This is a genomic window from Aggregicoccus sp. 17bor-14, assembly GCF_009659535.1.
Lineage (GTDB): Bacteria > Myxococcota > Myxococcia > Myxococcales > Myxococcaceae > Aggregicoccus.
Map to the genome: position 1 here is coordinate 211,600 of NZ_VJZZ01000006.1, position 19,250 is coordinate 230,849.

Consider the following 19,250-nt stretch of genomic DNA (forward strand, 5'->3'; position numbering starts at 1 on the left):
GGTGGTGAGCAGCGCCCGGGCCGCGGGGCTGCCTTGCCGCCCGCCGTGGCTAGCTTCGCGGAATGAACCGATTCTCTGCGTTCCTCCTCGGCGGCGCGCTCCTGCTCGCCTGTCGGTCGGAGGAGGGGAGCGTGCAGTACCTGGCAGATGCGGAAGTGCCGTCCTCCGGGCCGGGCTTCTGGCTCGCGCTGGAGGAGGCCACGTCCGCAGTGGGGGAGCCCGGGCACCGGGTGGACCTCATCGAGAACGGACGCGTCTTCGACGTGATGGTGGAGGAGATCAAGAAGGCGCAGTCCTCCGTCAACATCGTCGCCTACATCTGGCGCCCCTCGCACCCCTCCGACCGCCTCATCGAGGCGCTCGCGGAGCGCACCCGCGCGGGCGTCACCTGCCGCGTCATCGCGGACAAGATCGGCAGCACGAAGTTCGAGGAGGAGGTGAAGCCCCGGCTCGAGCAGATCGGCTGCGGGGTGAAGGTGTTCAACAAGCCGGGCGACGGCGAGCGCGACTTCTCCAGCCGCAACCACCGCAAGCTGCTCATCGTGGACGGCAAGGTGGGCGTCACCGGTGGCTTCGGCGTCTGGAAGAGCTGGGAGGGCAACGGCCTCAGCGAGGAGGAGTGGCGCGACGAGCACGCGCGCGTCACCGGCGGCCCGGCGGTGCGCGCGATGCAGCTCGCCTTCACCGAGAACTGGCTCGAGGCCGGCGGAAAGCTGCTGCCCCCCGCGGCCTACCCCGAGCCCGAGCCGGACCCGAGCGGCACCGCGAAGGCCACCTTCGTCGCGTCCTCTTCCGAGGCCGGCGTGACCTACGGCGAGCGCATGAGCCAGGTGCTCTTCAGCGCGGCGCACAAGCGGCTGTGGATCTCCAACTCCTACTTCGTGCCCTCCGACGCGCTGGTGATGAAGCTGGAGCGCAAGGCGCAGGAGGGCGTGGACGTGCGCGTGCTCGCGCCGGGCCCCATCCACGACATCAAGCCCATCCGAGACGCGCAGCGCGGCACCTACAAGAAGCTGCTCGCCGCCGGCGTGCGCATCTACGAGTACCAGCCCTCGATGATGCACGCGAAGACCATCCTCGTGGACGACGCGGTCATCGCCGTGGGCAGCAACAACCTGGACCCCTACTCGATGGAGAAACTCGAGGAGGGCTCGCTCGTGGTCGAGGATCCGGCCGTGGCGGCGCGCCTCGCGCAGGTGTTCCAGCAGGACCTCACCCACGCGAAGGAGATCCACCCCGGCGACCCCGAGTCGCACAGCCCCTGGTACAGCTTCCTGCGCAAGGCCATCTGGTGGGTGGTGGATTAGCGCTCAGGCCAGGAAGCGCGCGCGGTGCTCGGGAGCCGGGATGGGGCAGGTGTCGTGCCGGCCGAAGACGCGGTAGCGCAAGCGCGCGAAGGCGTCGTACGCGAGGTCTCGCAGTGGGCGCGGCACCACTCGCAGCAAGGCGGCCGCGCGCCACGCACCTCCGAGGTAATGCGCCACCCGCAGCGCCCCACTGCTGCGCACGTGCACGCGCTCCTCGCCGGCAGCGGCCCCCGGCTCTACCAAGATGAGCGAGTCCACCTGGCGAAGCTGCGGGTGGCGCTCGAGCACCCCGCGCGCGAACTCCCCCTGCAGCGGCGCGAAGCGCAGGCGGGCGTGGCGGTCGCGCGCGAGCACGAACTGCACCGCGCGGTCGCAGAAGCCGCACAGGCCGTCGTAGAGCAGCACCGGGGTGTCGGAGTCGGGGGACATAGCGTCGCTGTCTCGAAGACTAACGCTCAATCGGCGCGTGCGCTCTCGGCGTCTATCCCTCACCCTGGCCCTCTCCCAGAGGGAGAGGGGACTGCCTCGCCTCAGTGCGTGAGGGCCTGGGTCTCCTTACGGCGCGCCTCCACGAAGCGCTCGGCGTCCTGCTCCACCTGGTCCGCGTAGCTGCAGGCGTAGTCCGCCACCGCGTGGTCGAAGTGCTCGCCGCTGCCGAGGTAGCCCGCGATGGCCGCTGCGTCCCCCGTGCGGGCATGGGCGCGCGCGAGCGTGGCGCCGCAGGCGTCCGCGTAGTCGAGGAAGACGTCGGCCTCGAGCTCCTCGACGTCCAGGCCGCCCTTCATGTCGCGCAGCTGGCGCACGTAGAAGGAGCCCATGCCGCGCACGTGCGTCCAGCCGAGGAAGAGGTCCGAGCCGGCCTGCATGCGCTTCTGCCCCACCACCACGCGCTCTCCGGCGCTGCGCGCGGGGCTCGCGCCGAGGTAGGGCTCGAGCACGCTCGCCTGCGCCTCCTTCACCTGCAGCACCAGCGGGTCCTCCGCGCCGTTGCCCTCGCACAGCACGACGTAGGCCTGCATCCCCACGCTGCCCACGCCCACCACCTTGAAGCCCCACTCCCGCCGCCGGTAGCGCATGCAGAGGTCTCGCACCGCCGGGTCCAGGGAGGCGAAGTACCCGTGGGTGAGGCGGCGCATGCGCCGCTGCAGCTCGGCCTCGCTGATGTCCATCTTCACCGCGGAGAGGGGGAAGAGCAGCGGCGGCTGGTAGGCGAGGTGGCGCTCCCCGTCGCGCTCCACGGTGAGCTTCTCCACCGCGTGCGCGCTGGTGCGCTTGCGCGCCTTCTCCACTGCCTCGGCCGCGACCGCCCGCGAGCGCTCGGACTCCGCGTACAGCGCATGCGCATCCGTACGCAGGCCCCAGACCTCGAGCAGCCCCAGGCCCGCGAGCTGGCGCATCTGCTTGCGGTACGCCCGCACCGCGCGCCGCGCCGCCTTCTGCCCCAGCTTGCCCCCGAGACCGCTCTGGCGCGCCGCGACGACGCAGCTCGCCGCGAGCCGCTTCACGTCCCACTCGAAGGGGCCGGGCAGCGTCTCGTCGAAGTCGTTGAGGTCGAAGACGAGGTGGCGCTCGGCGGTGGCGAAGAGGCCGAAGTTGGCGAGGTGCGCGTCGCCGCAGATCTGGCTGCGCAGCCCCGACACCGGCGTGCGCGAGAGGTCCGCCGCCATCACGAAGGGCGTGCCGCGCAGGAAGGCGAAGGCGGACTCCGCCATGCGCTCGTGGCGCACCGGCACGAGCCAGGGGAGGCGCCCGCGGTCCGACGCGGCGAGCTGCTTCAGCGGGTCTCTCCCGCGCGCGAGCCCGCACTCCGCGTGGCTCTTGCGCGGGCACTTCTTGCGCAGCGCGCGCCCCTCCGCCATGCGCTCGTCCACGCTGCGGAAGTCGCCCTCCGGCAGGCGCGCGGGGCGGCGGCGGCGCGACGCGGCAGGCTCGGGAAGGGGCGTGGGCGCCGCGGCCACGAGGGGGACTTCGGTCTTGCCCAGCTCCGGTGTCGCGTCTCGCTCCATCGGGCCAAGGGTGGAGGCGGCGGGGCGGGGGCGGAAGCGCGGTCGCGGACGGGTGCTTGCTGAGCAGGCGAGGGAGCGTCCACCTCCCTCACCCCGACCTTCTCGCAGAGGGAGAGGGAGGACACATCGGACGCCGTGGGGTCGCACGCAAAAGGCCCGCGTCGCTATGAAGGGCGCATGTTCGAGCTGGAGGGGGTGTCCAAGCGCTTCGGAGCCACGCAGGCCCTGCACCCGCTCTCACTGCGCATCCCCACGGGCCGCACCACCGTGCTGCTCGGCCCCAGCGGCTGCGGCAAGAGCACACTGCTCAAGCTGATGAACGGGCTGCTGCTGCCGGACTCGGGCCGCGTCCTCTTCGACGGCGAGCCGCTCTCCACACAGGACGTGCGCGCCGCGCGAAGGCGCATGGGCTACTGCCTGCAGGGTGGCGGGCTCTTTCCCCACCTGAGCGCCCGGGACAACGTGTTGCTCCTGCCGCGCCACCTCGGCTGGGACCGCGCGCGCGGCGAGGAGCGGCTGCACGCGCTGTGCGCCCTCACGCGCTTCCCCGAGGAGGGCCTCGCGCGCTTTCCCAATGGCCTGAGCGGCGGGCAGCGCCAGCGCGTGAGCCTCATGCGCGCGCTCGCGCTGGACCCCATGGTCCTGCTGCTCGACGAGCCGCTGGGCGCGCTCGACCCGCTGGTGCGCGCCGAGCTGCAGCAGGACCTGCGCGCGCTCTTCGCCGAGCTGCGCAAGACGGTGGTGCTCGTCACGCACGACCTCGCGGAGGCCGCCGTGCTCGGCGAGCACGTGGTGCTGCTGCGCGAGGGGCGGCTCGTGCAGGAGGGCACCCTGGGCGAGCTCGCGCGCGCGCCCGCGGACCCCTTCGTCACCCGCTTCCTCGAGGCGCAGGCGCGCCCCCGCCCGGAGGAACTGCCGTGAGGCGCGCGGCGCTGCTGCTCCTCGCGCTGCTCGCGTGCTCGCACGCGCAGGCGCCCACCTTCCGCGTGGGGAGCAAGAAGTTCACCGAGTCGGTGCTGCTGGGCGAGCTCGCGGCGCAGGTGGCGGCGAGCGCGGGCGCGCGGGTGGAGCACCGGCGCGAGCTGGGGGGGACGCGCGTCCTCTGGGAGGCGCTCCTGCGCGGCGAGCTCGATGCATACCCCGAGTACACCGGCACGCTGCGCCAGGAGCTCTTCGCGGGGCAGCAGCTCCCGGACGACGCGGCGCTCGCGGGGGCGCTCGGCAAGGTGGGCGTGCGCATGTCGCGCCCGCTCGGCTTCAACAACACCTACGCGCTCGGGATGCGCGAGAGCGAGGCCGAGCGGCTCGGCATCCGGCGCATCAGCGACCTGCGCCGCCACCCGGCGCTCGCGTTGGGCTTCAGCAACGAGTTCATGGGGCGCGCGGACGGCTGGCGCGCGCTCGCGCAGCGCTACGGCCTCTCGCCCGCGCGGGTGACGGGGCTGGACCACGACCTCGCCTACCGGGCGCTGGTGAGCAACGCCATCCAGGTCACGGACCTCTACTCCACCGACCCCGAGGTGAAGTCCCTCTCCCTGCGCGTGCTCGAGGACGACCTGCACCACTTCCCCGCCTACGACGCCGTGCTCCTCACGCGCGAGGCGTGGGCGCACGGTGCACCGGAGGTCGCGCACGCGCTCGCGCGGCTCGAGGGCGCGCTGGATGCGCCCACCATGGTGGCGCTCAATGCGCGCGCGCAGCTCGAGCACGTGCCGGAGGCGCAGGTGGCGCGCGACTTCCTGCAGCAGCGCCTCGGGCTCGCCCCGTCCGCGGCGGCCCGGTCAACGGAGCCGCGGCTCGTTGCCCGGCTGCTGCAGCGCACGCGCGAGCACCTCACGCTGGTGGGGGTGAGCCTCCTCGCCGCGCTGCTCGTCTCGCTGCCCCTGGGCGTGCTCGCGGCAAGGCGCCCGCGGCTGGGGCAGGCGGTGCTCGCGGGGACGGGGCTCCTGCAGACGGTGCCCTCGCTCGCGCTGCTGGTGCTGCTCATCCCGCTGCTGGGCATCGGGGCGCGGCCGGCCATCGCGGCGCTCTTCCTCTACAGCCTGCTGCCCATCGTGCGCAGTACGGCGGCAGGGCTCGCCTCCATCCCCGCGGACGTGCGCGAGTCCGCCGAGGCGCTGGGGCTGCCGCCGCGCACGCAGCTGTGGCGGGTGGAGCTGCCGCTCGCCTCGCGCAGCGTGCTCGCGGGCGTGAAGACGGCGGCCATCATCAACGTGGGCACCGCGACCCTGGGCGCGCTGGTGGGCGCGGGCGGCTACGGGCAGCCCATCCTCAGCGGCATCCGGCTCGCGAACACCGCGCTGCTGCTGGAGGGCGCGGTGCCGGCGGCCCTGCTCGCACTCTCCGTGCACGCCCTCTTCGAGGGCGCGGAGCGGCTGCTGGTCCCGCGAGGCCTGCGCGGGGACTGAGGCCGCCCGGCTGCCCGGCAGGCGAACCTGGGGGGAAGGATGGCGCTGCGTGTTCACCCCGGGGTCGGGTAGGGTGGGGACCCGTCGTCCCCGGCTCCCCCCGTCACCGCCTCGCGAGGAGGCCCTGCTTTGCTCCGCTACTCTGCCGACCGCCGCACGGTCGCCTATCTCGTCTTCGCCGTGGCGCTGTGCGCGCTGCAGTGGAACCTGCCGCACTTCGTGTGGCCGCTGTACGTGCTGGGCCTGTTCATGGGCATCACCGTGGCGGTCATCAGCCACAACCACAACCACCTGGGCATGTGGAAGAGCCGCAAGGCGAACCTCTTCACCAGCTACGTCATCGCCATGTTCTACGGCGTGCCGGCGGTGAGCTGGGTGCCCACGCACAACCAGGCGCACCACAAGCTCAACTTCGCGCCCGGCGACAGCAGCCGCGGCCCCAAGTTCTTCAAGGGCAACCACCTGCTGAGCCTGCTGGTGTACCCCACGCTCACGGGCATCGCGCAGGGGCCGGAGATCCGCGCCTACATGCGCGACCTGCGCCGGCGCGACCCCAAGGCGTGGCGCATGGCCGCGAGCGAGTTCGGGGTGCTCTTCGGGGTGATGGCGCTGCTGTTCTTGCTCGACTGGCGGAAGGCGCTCGTCTTCGTCTTCATCCCGCAGCAGGTCTCGCTCTTCACCATCCAGGTCTTCAACTACGTGCAGCACATCGAGACGCACACCGGGAGCCAGTGGAACCACTCCCGCAACTTCGTCTCGCCGGTGCTCAACGCGCTGCTCTTCAACAACGGCTACCACACGGTGCACCACCAGAAGCCCGGCGTGCACTGGAGCCAGACGCCGGCGCTGCACGCCCAGGTGGCGCAGAACATCCACCCGGAGCTGCTGGTGCGCAGCTGGTGGGGCTTCATGTTCCGGATGTTCATCCTGCGCCCGCTGGTGCGCGGTGCGCCCTCCACCACCTTCCCGCCGCAGGAGGCGGGGGCGGCCGTCGAGGCGCAGCCCACCTAGTCGCACAGGCCCCCGGGCCGCGCCGCCGCAGGCTGCCTGCCTGCCGTGCGGCGCACCGGGTGTCCAGGCGGGTTGGACAAACCCGGGGCAGGCCGCGACGATGCGCCGCGAACCGTGCCCGCCTCGATGAGCCCCCGTCCCCGCAGTCGCTTCTCCTCCCCGCAGCTGCGCGCCTACGCGCACTACCTCGACGGACGCTGGCGCACGCGGCTGCGCGCGCTGGGTGTGCTCGCGGTGGTGATGTGCCCCCTGCTGGTGCTCGCCGACCGGCTCGAGGCCGTGCTGGTGGGCCGCAGTCCTCCGGCCTGGGGCACGCTCGCGCTGCTGCGCCTGCCCTGGGCGCTGCTGCCGCTGGCGAGCCTGGGGCTGTACCGGCTGCCCGCGCGCCTGCGCGCGCTCGTGGTGCTGCCCATGAGCGCGGCGTACTTCGCGGGGATCGACCGGGGCTACTTCCAGCTCGGCCAGGGCCTGGGCTCCTCCATGCACCTGGCGGCGCTCTCCATCATCCTGCTCGCCTGCCTCAGCTACCTGCCGCTGCACGCGGGGGCGCGGCTGGGCCTGCTCGCGCTGTTCGGCCTGGGGCACCTGGGGGTGGAGCTCGCGTGGGGCGGCGGGCGCGCGCTCTCGCTCAAGGTGTGGGACACCGCCGTGCTGATGCTGGCCGCGGCGGCCATGGCCTACCTCGTGGACAACCTCTTCCGCGCCCACCGCCGCAGCTTCCTCCTGCGCGAGGAGATGCAGACGGCGCTCGGCGCGCTCGAGGCGAGCCGCGGCCAGGTGACGCAGGCGGTGGCCACGCTCGCCGGCTCCGTGTCGCAGCTCGCTCAGGGCGCGAACGAGCTGTCGCACGGCAGCGCCGAGAGCCGCAGCGCGAGCGAGCAGATGGCGGCCGCGACCGAGCAGATGGCGCGCGCCGCACGCGCGCTGCAGGAGCGCAGCCGCGGCGGCGCGAGCACGGCGGCGGAGGCCCAGGCCTACGCCCAGACGGTGCAGAGCCTGCTCGCCGGCGTGGAGGAGGGGGCGCGCGAGATCGACCAGGCGGTGGCGCGCAGCGAGGCCTCCTTCCGCAAGCTGCAGGCGCACGCGGAGCGCATCGGCCGCTTCGTGGACGGGGTGCAGGAGATGGCGGCGCAGACGCAGATGCTCGCGGTGAACGCGGGCATCGAGGCGAGCCGCTCGGGAGCGCAGGGGGCGGGCTTTGCCGTCATCGCGGCGGAGGTGCGCCAGCTCGCGCAGGCGAGCGCGGCGAGCAGCCGCGAGGTGGGCACGGTGGTGCTCGAGCTGCAGCGGCAGATGGACGGCACCGTGGCGAGCGTGGACGCGGTGCGCGAGCGCACCGGGCGCTTCCTCGCCATCTACGCCGAGACGCACGAGACGCTGGGCCACGTGCTCGTCAGCGTGGCGGACACCGAGGGCGCGATGCGCGAGAACGCGCAGGACGCGGTCGCCCAGGCGGGCGCCACCGAGGAGATCTCCCGCCGCACCGCGCAGCTGCTGCAGCGCATGGAGGCCCAGGCGCTGCTCGCCGGGCAGGTGACCCGGACGAGCCAGCAGCTGGGCACGCTGGCCGCGGGGCTGCGGGCGCTGCTGCCCGAGGCCTCCGGCGCGCCCGCCTGACGCGCCCGGGGCCGGCGTGGTAGGCAGACGCCCCGTGTCCTCCTCGCGCCGCCCGCCTCCAGAGCCCGAAGCCGACGCGTCCGCCGAGACCCACGCGAGCGATGCGGCGGACAGTGCCGCGCTTGCGCTGCGCCGGCGCGAGCAGCACAAGCTGCGCCTGTCCTGGATGCCCTGGCTCTACTTCACCCTCAAGCCCCGCCACCGCGCGTGGGCGGAGGCCTGGCAGCGCGAGGTGCAGCGCCACTTCTGCGAGCTGGAGACGGTGGAGATCGCCGAGGGCTGCTTCGTGGCGCCCGAGGCGCGCCTCTTCGCGGAGCCGGGGCGCGCCATCCGCGTGGGCCCCGGCTGCAGCATCGCGGCGGACGCCTTCGTGCACGGGCCGGTGGTGCTCGAGGCGCACGTGAGCCTCAACGCGCGCGTGAGCCTGGACGGCGGCGCGGGCGGCATCCGCATCGGCGAGGGCAGCCGCATCGCCACCGGCGCCACGCTCTACGCCTTCGACCACGGGCTCGCCCCCGAGCGCCCCGTGCGCGAGCAGCCGGTGAAGAGCCGCGGCATCGTGCTCGGGCGCGACGTGTGGGTGGGCGCCAACGCGGGCATCACCGACGGCGTCACGGTGGGAGACCACGCGGTGGTGGGCATGGGCGCCGTCGTCACGCGCGACGTGCCCGCCTACGCCATCGTCGCCGGCGTCCCCGCGCGCGTCATCGGCGACCGGCGCGAGCGGCGCTAGCAGGCGCCTGGCCGGCGCGCTGGGCGTACCGCGGTCCCATGGGCAACCAGGCCTGAGGGACGAGGCTGCGAGGATGCGGCTCGGGCACGCGCAGGACGGGGCTGGACGGCAGGCGGGGCTGCTGTTGCTCCTCCTCGCGCTGTGGCCCGCCGCGGTGCAGGCCGCCGCGTGGCGCGTGGATCCGGCGCACAGCTCGCTCGGGGTGCGGGTGTTTCGCGCGGGCGCCTTCGCCTCGCAGCTGCACGACCACCACCTCGTCGCGGACCGCTGGAGCGCGGCGCTGCGCTTCGACCCTCAGGCGCCTGCGGAGGCCACCCTGCAGCTGAGCGCGCAGCTCGACTCGCTGCACGACGTGGAGCCCGGGCTCTCGGACGAGGACCACCAGAAGGTGGAGCAGGAGATGCGCAGCCCGCGCGTGCTGGACGTGCAGCGCTTCCCGGAGGCGCGCTTCGCGCTGCAGCACCTGCTCGTGCAGAGCCGGGGGGCCGACCGCCAGGGGATGCGCGCCACGCTCACCGGGTGGCTCGAGCTGCACGGCCACCGCGCGCCGCTCTCGCTCCCGGTGGACCTGCACTGGGACGCAGGCCACCTCCGCGCGCAGGGGGCCGTCACCTTCAAGCAGAGCGCCTTCGGCATCAAGCCTTACAAGAAGCTGCTGGGCACCGTCGCGGTGCGCGACGAGGTGCAGGTGGAGGTGCAGCTCGCGGCCACCGCGCTGCCCTGAGGAGAGCCGGAAGATGGGATGCAGCGCGAGGGGACGCAGCGCGAGGCTCGCGGGGGTGCTGGGCTCGATTGCGGCGGCGGCCGCCGGGGCGGTGGCGCAGTCGCCGGGCCTGCAGCTGCTCGAGCACGTGCAGGGGCTCACCCGCAGCCTGCGCGCCACGCGCTACCGGCACGAGGGCGACGGGCACGGCGCCCAGGTCGCGCAGGCGGAGGACGGGAGCGTCTCGGTGGACGCGGACTGCTCGGGCTGGGTGAGCTACCAGCTGCAGCACCTGGCGGACCCGCGCTACTACCGCGCCGTGCTCGCGCTGAAGGACGCCGAGCCCCAGGAGCGCCACCTCCCGTACCCGCGCGCCTACCTCTTCTGGCGCTACCTCTCCGCCCTGCCTCCGGGTGCACCCTACGCCCGCGTGGCGCGGCTCGCGGACCTGCGCCCCGGAGACCTCGTGGCGTGGTGCCTCGGGGCATGGTGCGAGCCCGCGCGGCCCGCGCACGTGCGCGGGGACACCGGGCACCTGCTCATCGTGGCGGCGCCGCCTGCGTGGCAGGACGCGACGCACGCCTTCGTGCTCGCGCTGGACGCCTCCTCGCTCGAGCACTACGGCTGCGACGACGTGCAGGCGGCGCTCGCCGCCCGGGGCCATGACGCCCGCGCGCGCGCGGCGGCAGCGGCGCAGGATGCCGCCTGCCGCAGCTACCCGGACGTACGGGACGCCGAAGAGCGGCGCGGAGGCGCGGGCGCGGGCTACATCCGCTTCGAGGTGGACGGGCGCGGCGTGCCCGTGGGCTTCCAGTTCGCCGCGCGCTACGCCGAGCACCCGGTGCCCGGCCAGCAGGTGCGCTTCGCGCTCGCGCGCCTGCGCTAGGGGGGCCTCACGCGCTGGCGGCGAGGCGCGCGGCGAGCCCCGGCGCGGCCTGCAGCACGGGCGCGAGCGCGGGGTCCGAGGCGAGCTGCGCGAGGTCCTCGTAGCCCGCGTCCAGGGCGCGCGAGAGCCACTGGGCCGCCTGCTCGAGCTGGCCCCCGCGCGCGTGCGCCGTGGCCGCCTGCACCGCGTCCGCGGCGCGCGCGGCGCTGCCGAAGGCCGCGGCGTAGAGCCCCGCCGCGAGCGCGTGCTGCCCGCGCGCGAGCGCCACCGCGCCGCGCTGCGAGTCCGCGAGCGCGGCGCTCTTCCACGCGTGCGCGGTGCACGCGCGCTCGGCCTCCTCGAGCTGGCCCTGGCCCAGCAGGAGCCGCACGGCGAGCGAGGCGGTGGTGTCCGAGGGCTCCTGCTGCAGCGCGCGCAGCGCGTGGGGCAGGGCGCGCTCGGGCGCTCCGGCCGCCTCCATCGCGAGCGCCCAGCTCAGGGCGCGCGCGGCGCTCGGCGGAGCCACCTTCTCCAGGTGCCGCAGGGCCGCCCCGGCGTCGCCCTCGGCGAGCGCCACCCAGGCCGCGAGGTCGCGCGCGGCGTTGAGCGCCTCGGCGGTGCTCGCGGCGCTGCGCGCGAGGCCTGCGAGGCGCGCGGCCTCGTGCAGCTGGCCTGCGTGCAGCGCCGTCCAGCCGCGCGGCAGCGCGTCCGGCTCGGGCGGGGCGGGGCGCTGGCGGCGCACGCGCGGCGCGGACTGCTCGGCGAGCAGCGCCTGCACGTTCTGCAGGGCGAGCAGCGCGAAGAAGATGACCCGGAAGCGCGCCTGCTCGTGCAGGGCGAGCGCGATCACCGCCAGCGCCACCACCGTGCTGAGGAAGTACGCCGCGCGGCGGCGCGTGGGGCCGAGGAAGCCGGCGAGGATGTGGCCTCCGTCCAGCGGGAGCACGGGCAGCAGGTTGAAGAGGCCCCAGCCGAAGTTCACCGCCTGCAGCATCCCGTAGGTGAAGTAGCCGAGGAAGCTGGTGGGCGGCAGCACGTGCGCGACGAGCCCCACGAGGCCGCCGAGCAGGAAGTTCGCGCCAGGGCCCGCGGCGGACATCAGCACGTCGCGCCAGCGGCTCAGCGCGCGGTCGGCGTGGCAGGTGCCGCCCATCCAGTGCAGCCGGATGTAGGAGCGGGCGCCGAAGGCGCGCCCCACCAGCGCGTGCCCCAGCTCGTGCACCAGGATGGAGACGAAGCACACCGCGGCCCACACGGCGGCCTCCACCGGCGTGGTGATGCGCGAGCTGGCCCCCAGCAGGGCCGTCGTCAGCCAGAAGAAGGGCTCGACGGTGACGGGGAAGGGGCCGACGTTGAAGCTCAGCTCGAGGGGGCCACGGGCGCGCGATGACATCGCCCACTTCTTCTCACGCCCGGCCCTCCGGGTTCAATCGCCGCTCAGGCGGCGACCGGCCGCTGCTCGGTCGGCAGCGGCGCGGGCGCGGGCGCCGCCAGCGCGAGCGCGCCCAGGCGCACGAGGGAGATCCACACCAGGTCCGCGAGCAGCAGGTGCACCAGCTGCATCGCCACCGGCGCGAGCAGCACCAGGTTCACCACCCCGGCCGCGAGCTGCAGCGCGTAGAGCAGCCCCAGGGTGCGCGCGGCGCGCTGCACCTCCGGGGAGTGGGGGCGCGCGCGCGCCACCAGCGCCGCCGCGCCCACCACGCCCGCGCCCACCAGCACCGCGAGCAGCGGGTGCAGCGCGCGCAGGCGCAGGAGGAAGTGCGCGCCGGGGTCCAGGTCCTGCGCGAAGCCGTGCGCGAGGCTGCTCGCGGGAAAGAGCGTGTCGCCCAGCGCAGCGATGGCCCCGCTCACCCCGAGCACCAGCATCCCGCCGGCGCACAGCAGCACGAGCGGGCCGGCCGGGCCCTGGCCGCGCAGCCGCGGGCGCTCGCGCCCCCCGGCCCCCCACACGCAGGTGAGCGCCTGCGCGGCGAGCAGCAGGAAGGTGTTCACCAGGTGCGCGCTCATCGCGAAGGCGCGCATGGCCGAGGGGTTCTGCGCCACCAGCTGCAGCTTCACCAGCCCCGCGCCCAGCGCCCCCTCCAGCAGCATCAGCGCGAGCCCCAGCGCCACGCCCAGGCGCACCGGGTGGCCGCGCGGGTGCGCGCGCCGCCCCCACACGAAGAGCGCCACCGCCCCCAGCCCCACCAGCGCGCTGGTGAGCCGGTGCGTGTACTCGATGAGCGTGGCCACCGTGGGGGTGCGCGGCAGCACCTGGCCGTTGCACACCGGCCAGTGGTCGCCGCAGCCCGCCCCCGAGCCGGTGGCGCGCACGAACGCGCCCCAGAGCACCACGGCGAGGCTGAAGGCGAGCACGCCCCAGGCGAGGGCCCGGAAGGCGCGGGGCGAGGGGGCAGGGGACATGGCGCCTCTCATGCCACGCCCACCCCCGGCGCGCCACCGCACGTCGCCGCGCGCCCATCAGCCCCGCTGCTGCCCGCCACCGGCGCGCAGCCTCCCCGCGGAGCGCTCCGGCGGGCCCGCCTGCCTGCCCGAGGGGTCGAGCGCCACCCCGCGCCCCCCGCACGGTCCGCCCCGACCCCCCGGCTCCCCCCACATCCTCCCGCAACCACGGGCCCCCGCCCCTGGCCCGCTTCTGGCTATCCGGTCGAGGCCCACGGCAGACGACAATGGCGACCATCCTGGTGGTGGAGGAAGAGCAGGAGGTGGCGCGCGCGCTGGCGGAGGCGCTGTGCGCGCTCGGGCACCGGGTGCCGCAGCTCGCGCGCAGCGCGGACGAGGCGCTGCGCCACCTGGACGCGGTGCGCCCGGACCTGGTGCTGCTGGACGAGCGGCTGGAGGGCGCGGGCGCGGCGACGGGCGCGGCGCTGCAGGGGCGCGCCGGCGTGCCGGTGGTGTACCTGGGCGCGGGCAGCGCCGAGAGCGCCGCCGTCTCGCGCTCCACCACGCCCCACGGCTACCTGCAGCTGCCCATCCGCCCCGGCGCGCTCGCGGCCACGGTGGAGCTCGCGCTGCAGCGCCACGCGCTCGAGGCGCGCCTGCGCGAGCGCGAGGCGTGGCTCACCACCACGCTGCACGCCATCGGCGAGGGCGTCGTCGTGGTGGACGCGGCGGGGCGCGTGGCGCTGGTGAACGCGGTGGCCGAGCAGCTCACCGGCTTCACCGAGGCCGAGGCGCTGGGCCAGCCGCTCTCGGCCGTGCTGCGGGTGCTGCCGGAGCGGCCCGGGGCGAGCGCGCCCTGCCCGCTGCAGGGCGTGCTGGAGGTGGGCGGCGAGCCTGCGCGCGCGCCCGGCGAGGCGACGACGCTGCTGCTCGGCTCGCGCTCGCGCGGCGAGCTGCCGGTGGACCTGAGCACCGGGCCCATCCGGGACGACGAGGGGCGGCTGCTGGGCGCGGTGCTCGTCTTCCGGGACGTGAGCGCGCGAAGGCGCATGCAGGAGCAGCTCGCGCTCAACGAGCGGCTCGCCGCGCTGGGCACGCTCGCGGCCGGCGTGGCGCACGAGATCAACAACCCGCTCGCCTTCACCCTGAGCAACGTGCACTACGCCGCCGAGGAGCTGGAGGCGGTGGACGCGCTGCTCGCGGGGCCGGCGCTGGACGCGCGGCAGCTCTCGGAGCTGCGCGCGCGCATGGGCGAGCTGCGCGAGGCGCTGCGCGAGGCGGCGGATGGCGGCGCGCGGGTGAAGCACATCGTCGCGGACCTGCGCGACTTCGCGCGCGGCGGGCGCGACCGCGCGGGCGCCGTGGACGTGGTGGCCGTGGTGGAGCGGGCGCTGCGCATGGCGGGCAAGACGCTCGCCGCGCGCGCCCGCGTGGAGCGCAGCCTCCTGCCCGTGCCGGCGGTGGAGGGCAGCGCGGGGGGGCTGAGCCAGGTGCTGCTCAACCTGGTGCTCAACGCCGCCCAGGCCATCCCCGAGGGCGCGCCCGAGCGCCACTGCGTGCGGGTGGGCACCCGCGTGGATGCGCAGGGGCGCGTGGTGGTGAGCGTGCGCGACAGCGGCAGCGGGATGAGCCCCGAGGTGCAGCGGCGCATCTTCGACCCCTTCTTCACCACCAAGCCCCCGGGCGTGGGCACCGGGCTGGGGCTCTCCGTGAGCCACGGCATCGTCACCGCCCTGGGCGGCAGCATCAGCGTGTGGAGCGAGCCGGGCGTGGGCACGGAGTTCCGGGTGGCCCTGCCGGCCGTGCAGCCGGTGCCGCGCGCCGCGCAGAGCCTGCCGCGCTAGGGGGAGGTGCATACCCTTGGCGCTGAGGGACCCCGCGCATGCCCGCCGTCGTCGTGCCCCCTTTCCAGGAGATCGTCGCCGCGCTGCGCGCGCCGCTGGTGACGCTCGACCGCGCGGGGCGCATCCTGCACCTCAACCCCGCCGCCGAGCGCCTGCTCGGCTGGCCGCTGAGCGAGGCCGTGGGCCAGCCCTTCGCCCGGCTCATGCCCGCGCCGCCCGGAGGCGACGGGGCCAAAGAGGGGCCTGACGCGGTGTCGCGCGCGTGGCTGCAGCGCGAGCTCGCCCAGTTCGAGGCCGGCGAGCGGCGCCCCACCCGCCTCACCCTGCTGCGGCGCAACGGCGTGCACCTGGACGCCTTCGCCAGCGTGAGCCCCGGCGGCAGCGGCGAGGGCGAGGGCTTCACCGTCGTCACCCTGCGCCAGCTGCCCGAGCGCCTCGACTTCGACTCGGGCGGCGCTGGCGCCGATGCAGGCGCCGGTGGTGAGGGCGACGGCGGGAGCTGCGCCGCGGTGGAGCAGCGGCTGAGCGCGAGCGGCGGCGGCGTGGACCCGCTCTACCGGCTCGTGTTCGACAACGCGCCGCTCGGCCTCTTCCACTTCGACGCCGCGGGCGTGATGACCGCGTGCAACGACCCGATGGTGCGCATCCTCGGCTCCTCGCGCCGCCAGCTCATCGGGCTCAACCTGCTCACCCTGCGCGACGAGCGGGTGGTGGCCTGCGTGCGCCACACGCTCGCCGGGGAGCGCAGCTTCTACGAGGGGGACTACGCCTCCACCACCGCGCCCAAGGTGACGCCCGTGCGCGCCAAGTTCAGCCCCTGCCACGGCCCGGACGGGCGGGTGACGGGCGGCGTGGCGCTGGTGGAGGACGTGAGCCTGCAGCGGCGCGTGGAGTTCGAGCGCAGCACCACGCTCGCGCAGCTGGACACGCTGTACCGCACCGCCCCCATCGGGCTCGCCTTCCTGGACGCGTCCCTGCGCTTCGTGCGGGTGAACGACGTGATGGCGGGCATGACGCGCCGGAGCGTGGAGGAGCACACCGGGCGCACGCTGCAGGAGGTGGTGGGGCGGCGGGCCGCCTCCGTGGGCGAGCCCCTGGTGCGCCACGTGCTGGAGACGGGCGAGCCGGTGGTGCGCTACCACGTGGACAGCGTCAGCCTCGGCGTGCCCGGGCCGCGGCTCGACTGGGAGGGCAGCTTCTACCGGGTGGAGACGGCGGACGGGCACGTGCTGGGCGTGGGCGCGGTGGCCGAGGACGTGACCGAGCGCAAGCGCGTGGAGGACGAGCTCAGCCGCCTCTACACCGAGGCGAAGAAGGCCATCCAGGTGCGCGACGACTTCCTCTCCATCGCGAGCCACGAGCTCAAGACGCCCCTCACCCCGCTCGCGCTGCGCCTCGCCGCGCTCGAGCGCAAGCTGGAGCAGGGCGAGCACATCGACCCCTCGCTGCTGCGCCGCAGCCGCCGGCAGCTGGTGCGCATGACCAGCCTCATCAACGACCTGCTGGACGCGAGCCGCATCGAGGCGGGCCGGCTCGCGCTGCACCCCAAGCCCACCCAGCTGGACGCCCTGGTGGCGCACGCCGTCGCCGCGCTCTCGCAGGAGAGCGCCCGCGGCCGCATCGTCACCGAGTGCGCGGAGGGGCTGATGGTGCGCGGCGACCCGGACCGGCTCGAGCAGGTGGTGGTGAACCTGCTGGAGAACGCGCTCAAGTACAGCCCCTCGGGCAGCCGCGTGCACGTGGGGCTGATGGCGCGCGGGGACCTCGCGCTCTTGAGCGTGCGCGACGAGGGCATCGGCATCCCGCAGGACGACCAGGAGCACCTCTTCGACCGCTACTTCCGCGCGCGCAACGTCTCCACCCACTCCTACGGGGGCCTCGGCCTCGGGCTCTACATCTCGCGCGACATCGTGGAGCGCCACGGCGGGCGCATCTGGGTGGAGAGCGAGGCGGGCAAGGGCGCCACCTTCTACGTGGCGCTGCCCCTCATGCACGCCGCGCCCCTGCACACCCCGCTCGAGAGCGGCGGCGCGTCCATGCACTGAGCCGCCCGCCGGCCGCGCAGGCAGCCCTGGCGGAGAGCGCACGCCCGGCGCACGCGGCGCTCGCCTCCGCCCCGCACTCGCACTAGAGGTGGGTCCTCGCTTCACCGGGGGGCTCACTGCATGCCGAACCACGTCCATCGCGGCGCCCGCGCGCTGCTCCTGCTCTTCCTCTCGGCCGCCGCCGCCGCCTGCTCCGGCAGCCCCGCCCCCGGCGGCCCGGAGGCCGAGAGCCCGGGCCCCGCGGACTCCGGCACGCCGGACACGCCCGGGACGCCGCCGGGCCCGCCCGTCCCGCCCGAGCCCCTGCCGGGCGCGAGCGCCTGCCCCGGGCTCGAGGTGCAGCGCGACGTGAGCGTGGACAGCGGCTACCGCTCGGACCGCTACACCTGGCGCGACGCCGCGTGCCGCCCGCGCTCGGCGGCGCTCGTGCGCAACGACGTGAGGGATCCCGCCGGCAAGTGGGGCGGGTACCTGCGCCGCCACACCTACGAGGTGGGGGGCGCGGTGCGCAGCAGCGGCGGAAACTCCACGGACCACCCGGGCTTCGGCTACCTCGTGAACCACTTCGGCAACAGCGCCGCCCTCTCGTACGGCTTCGCGGGCACGGGGCGCGCGGTGCTCGCGGGGCGCCACCACGCCATCCACGAGTTCCGCTGGCGCCTCACCCTGGATGGCCACCCGGTGGACGCCACCGTGCACTGGTTCTTCGCCACCGGGCGCGACCACCCGGTGTGGGCCGTCACCTACGACTGCACGCCCGCGGGGAGGAACGCCGTCAACGCCGACACCCGCTCGCCCTACGGCGACCTGCGCTTCGACGGCGACGTGGGCGCGGACGTGGCCGGCGTGGGCTGGGGCGACCACTACCGCTTCCGCAGCCTCGCGAGCCCCGTCACGCAGGCGAGCGGCTGGGACTACACGCAAGCCAACACCGTGCCCTACGTGCGCATGTGGACCGCGCAGCCGGACGCGGAGATGGGCGCGGTGCAGACCCAGACCTGGCAGCAGCACGACGCGGGCGGCTTCTGGTTCTACCCGAGCTGGGGCAAGCGCTCGGACGCGGGGCCCATGCCCGAGGACTACAACTGGCCCTACCAGCTCAACCAGTACGAGCTGCCCTTCACCACCCGCTCGCACCGGCTCGCCTGGGGCACCAACTACGGCGCCGTGGGGCAGGCCGCCTACAACGCCATGGGCGAGGAGACGCCGCGCCTCGTGGGCTACCCCTTCCAGAGCTACGCCGTGCACGTGGTGCTCGGCACCCACGCCCAGGACCCCGTGCTCGCACAGGTGGCCCAGGTGGAGGCCGTGCAGCGGACCACCCTGAGCGCCACGCGCGGCAGCGTGCTCACCCAGGGTCCCGCCGGCGTGGGCCGCACCGACACCGCCGCCTACCAGCCCGCGGGCTACAACCCCGTGTACGGGACGTGGGAGGTGCAGGCCGCGCAGGGCGCTGCGACCGTGCGCTTCGGCGTGGGCAGCGGCGCGGCCCTGCAGCACCCGGTGCTGGTGCTGCACGGGTGGACGAGCGCCCAGCCGCCCACGCGCGTGACGCTGGACGGCGCGGCGCTGCAGCCGGACGTGGACTACTTCGCCACGGTGGACCCGGCCGCAGGCGCGCTGTGGCTCACGCTGGGGCGCACGCTGCAGGGCAGCGCGACGCTCGCGGTGGAGTAGCTAGCCCACGCGCTCCACGGTGGCGCCGAGCTTCTCGAGCAGCGCGCGGTACCACGCGTACGCGGCCTCGCTGCGGCCGGGCAGCGCCTTCGTGCCCCACAGCACGCTGAGCGTCTCCCGCGTGCCCGCGTGCGTCTTCGTGCGCTGCGCGTCCTTCACCGCGTTCGCACAAGCGCCCTGCGCATCGAAGAGGCAGAGCAGCCCCGCGAGGTCGATGCTCTGCCCCGAGGCGTTGAACACGTACGCGCTTCCCGCGGGGGCCACCTCGATGCGAAAGGGGCGCTGCGCCCGCGCGAGGTCCACCACGCTCACCGGCAGCCCCGAGTGCAGGCTCACCGCGTTGCACGCGTCCACCGCCGCGTTGATGGAGGAGAGCGCGCCCTCGCCCGCCGCGCGCACCAGGTACTCGCTCGCGGGCTTGCCCCGCCCCGTGGGCTTGTAGCCCCCGTGGCGCAGCAGGTCTCGCACGTGGCCGCGCACCGCGTCGTCCGCCTGCAGCGGCGCGGGCGCCCCCGGCTGCAGCAGCGCGGAGAGCCACCCGGGCGCGGGCAGCTCGCCGAGCGGCGCGGGCAGCTGCGCGGTGAAGACGACGGCGTCCAGGAGCGGGTGCGGGGCGAGCGTGAGCACGGCCCCGCACCCTAGCGCAGCG

The 19,250-nt window shown here is 75.0% G+C and carries 16 protein-coding genes; 11 read left to right on the top strand and 5 right to left on the bottom strand.

Annotated features, from left to right (window positions below):
- Window positions 1-62 precede the first annotated feature (62 nt).
- On the top strand, window positions 63-1,307 hold the full coding sequence (locus FGE12_RS13630; protein ID WP_153866893.1) for a phosphatidylserine/phosphatidylglycerophosphate/cardiolipin synthase family protein: 1,245 nt from the start codon (window positions 63-65) through the stop codon (window positions 1,305-1,307).
- A gap of 3 nt (window positions 1,308-1,310) precedes the next feature.
- Here FGE12_RS13630 and FGE12_RS13635 read toward each other — a convergent pair whose 3' ends face one another.
- Together FGE12_RS13635 and FGE12_RS13640 are read right to left on the bottom strand one after the other, a co-directional pair.
- The gene (locus FGE12_RS13635; protein ID WP_153866894.1) at window positions 1,311-1,736 is read right to left on the bottom strand and encodes a thiol-disulfide oxidoreductase DCC family protein; all 426 of its coding nucleotides are present in this window, start codon (window positions 1,734-1,736) and stop codon (window positions 1,311-1,313) included.
- 101 nt (window positions 1,737-1,837) lie between these two features.
- Complete coding sequence (locus FGE12_RS13640) at window positions 1,838-3,313, bottom strand: DUF2252 domain-containing protein (protein WP_153866895.1); 1,476 nt, start codon at window positions 3,311-3,313, stop codon at window positions 1,838-1,840.
- Window positions 3,314-3,490: 177 nt separating this feature from the next.
- On the opposite strand from FGE12_RS13640, the gene FGE12_RS13645 reads away from it, so the two are divergent.
- The 7 genes from FGE12_RS13645 (at window position 3,491) to FGE12_RS13675 (ending at window position 10,671) form a co-directional block, all read left to right on the top strand.
- Window positions 3,491-4,234 (top strand): ATP-binding cassette domain-containing protein, encoded by a 744-nt coding sequence (locus FGE12_RS13645; protein ID WP_153866896.1) that lies wholly within the window; start codon window positions 3,491-3,493, stop codon window positions 4,232-4,234.
- Window positions 4,231-5,721: a glycine betaine ABC transporter substrate-binding protein gene (locus tag FGE12_RS13650; protein WP_194797858.1), complete on the top strand. Its 1,491-nt coding sequence runs from the start codon at window positions 4,231-4,233 to the stop codon at window positions 5,719-5,721. Before FGE12_RS13645 ends, FGE12_RS13650 begins: the two co-directional genes overlap by 4 nt.
- A 129-nt stretch (window positions 5,722-5,850) precedes the next feature.
- Window positions 5,851-6,732, top strand: a complete 882-nt coding sequence (locus FGE12_RS13655) for a fatty acid desaturase (RefSeq protein ID WP_153866897.1) — start codon at window positions 5,851-5,853, stop codon at window positions 6,730-6,732.
- Between the two features lie 126 nt (window positions 6,733-6,858).
- Window positions 6,859-8,349 (top strand): methyl-accepting chemotaxis protein, encoded by a 1,491-nt coding sequence (locus FGE12_RS13660; protein ID WP_153866898.1) that lies wholly within the window; start codon window positions 6,859-6,861, stop codon window positions 8,347-8,349.
- A gap of 166 nt (window positions 8,350-8,515) precedes the next feature.
- The gene (locus FGE12_RS13665; RefSeq protein WP_153867049.1) at window positions 8,516-9,082 is read left to right on the top strand and encodes a DapH/DapD/GlmU-related protein; all 567 of its coding nucleotides are present in this window, start codon (window positions 8,516-8,518) and stop codon (window positions 9,080-9,082) included.
- A gap of 73 nt (window positions 9,083-9,155) precedes the next feature.
- Complete coding sequence (locus FGE12_RS13670) at window positions 9,156-9,806, top strand: YceI family protein (protein ID WP_153866899.1); 651 nt, start codon at window positions 9,156-9,158, stop codon at window positions 9,804-9,806.
- 13 nt (window positions 9,807-9,819) lie between these two features.
- Window positions 9,820-10,671 carry a hypothetical protein gene (locus FGE12_RS13675; protein ID WP_153866900.1) on the top strand — a complete coding sequence of 284 codons (852 nt, stop codon included), beginning with the start codon at window positions 9,820-9,822 and terminating at the stop codon, window positions 10,669-10,671.
- Between the two features lie 7 nt (window positions 10,672-10,678).
- Here FGE12_RS13675 and FGE12_RS13680 read toward each other — a convergent pair whose 3' ends face one another.
- Entirely contained in the window at window positions 10,679-12,043 is a 1,365-nt protein-coding gene (locus FGE12_RS13680) for a site-2 protease family protein (protein ID WP_153866901.1), read from the bottom strand.
- A 44-nt stretch (window positions 12,044-12,087) separates the two neighbouring features.
- Window positions 12,088-13,056 carry a COX15/CtaA family protein gene (locus FGE12_RS13685; RefSeq protein ID WP_153866902.1) on the bottom strand — a complete coding sequence of 323 codons (969 nt, stop codon included), beginning with the start codon at window positions 13,054-13,056 and terminating at the stop codon, window positions 12,088-12,090.
- 266 nt (window positions 13,057-13,322) lie between these two features.
- On the opposite strand from FGE12_RS13685, the gene FGE12_RS13690 reads away from it, so the two are divergent.
- The 3 genes from FGE12_RS13690 (at window position 13,323) to FGE12_RS13700 (ending at window position 18,601) form a co-directional block, all read left to right on the top strand.
- Complete coding sequence (locus FGE12_RS13690) at window positions 13,323-14,879, top strand: ATP-binding protein (RefSeq protein WP_153866903.1); 1,557 nt, start codon at window positions 13,323-13,325, stop codon at window positions 14,877-14,879.
- Between the two features lie 38 nt (window positions 14,880-14,917).
- Window positions 14,918-16,924 carry an ATP-binding protein gene (locus tag FGE12_RS13695; protein ID WP_153866904.1) on the top strand — a complete coding sequence of 669 codons (2,007 nt, stop codon included), beginning with the start codon at window positions 14,918-14,920 and terminating at the stop codon, window positions 16,922-16,924.
- 120 nt (window positions 16,925-17,044) lie between these two features.
- Window positions 17,045-18,601 (top strand): hypothetical protein, encoded by a 1,557-nt coding sequence (locus FGE12_RS13700; RefSeq protein WP_153866905.1) that lies wholly within the window; start codon window positions 17,045-17,047, stop codon window positions 18,599-18,601.
- On the opposite strand, the gene FGE12_RS13705 is transcribed toward FGE12_RS13700, so the two are convergent.
- Window positions 18,602-19,228 (bottom strand): hypothetical protein, encoded by a 627-nt coding sequence (locus tag FGE12_RS13705; RefSeq protein ID WP_194797859.1) that lies wholly within the window; start codon window positions 19,226-19,228, stop codon window positions 18,602-18,604.
- Between the last annotated feature and the right edge of the window lie 22 nt (window positions 19,229-19,250).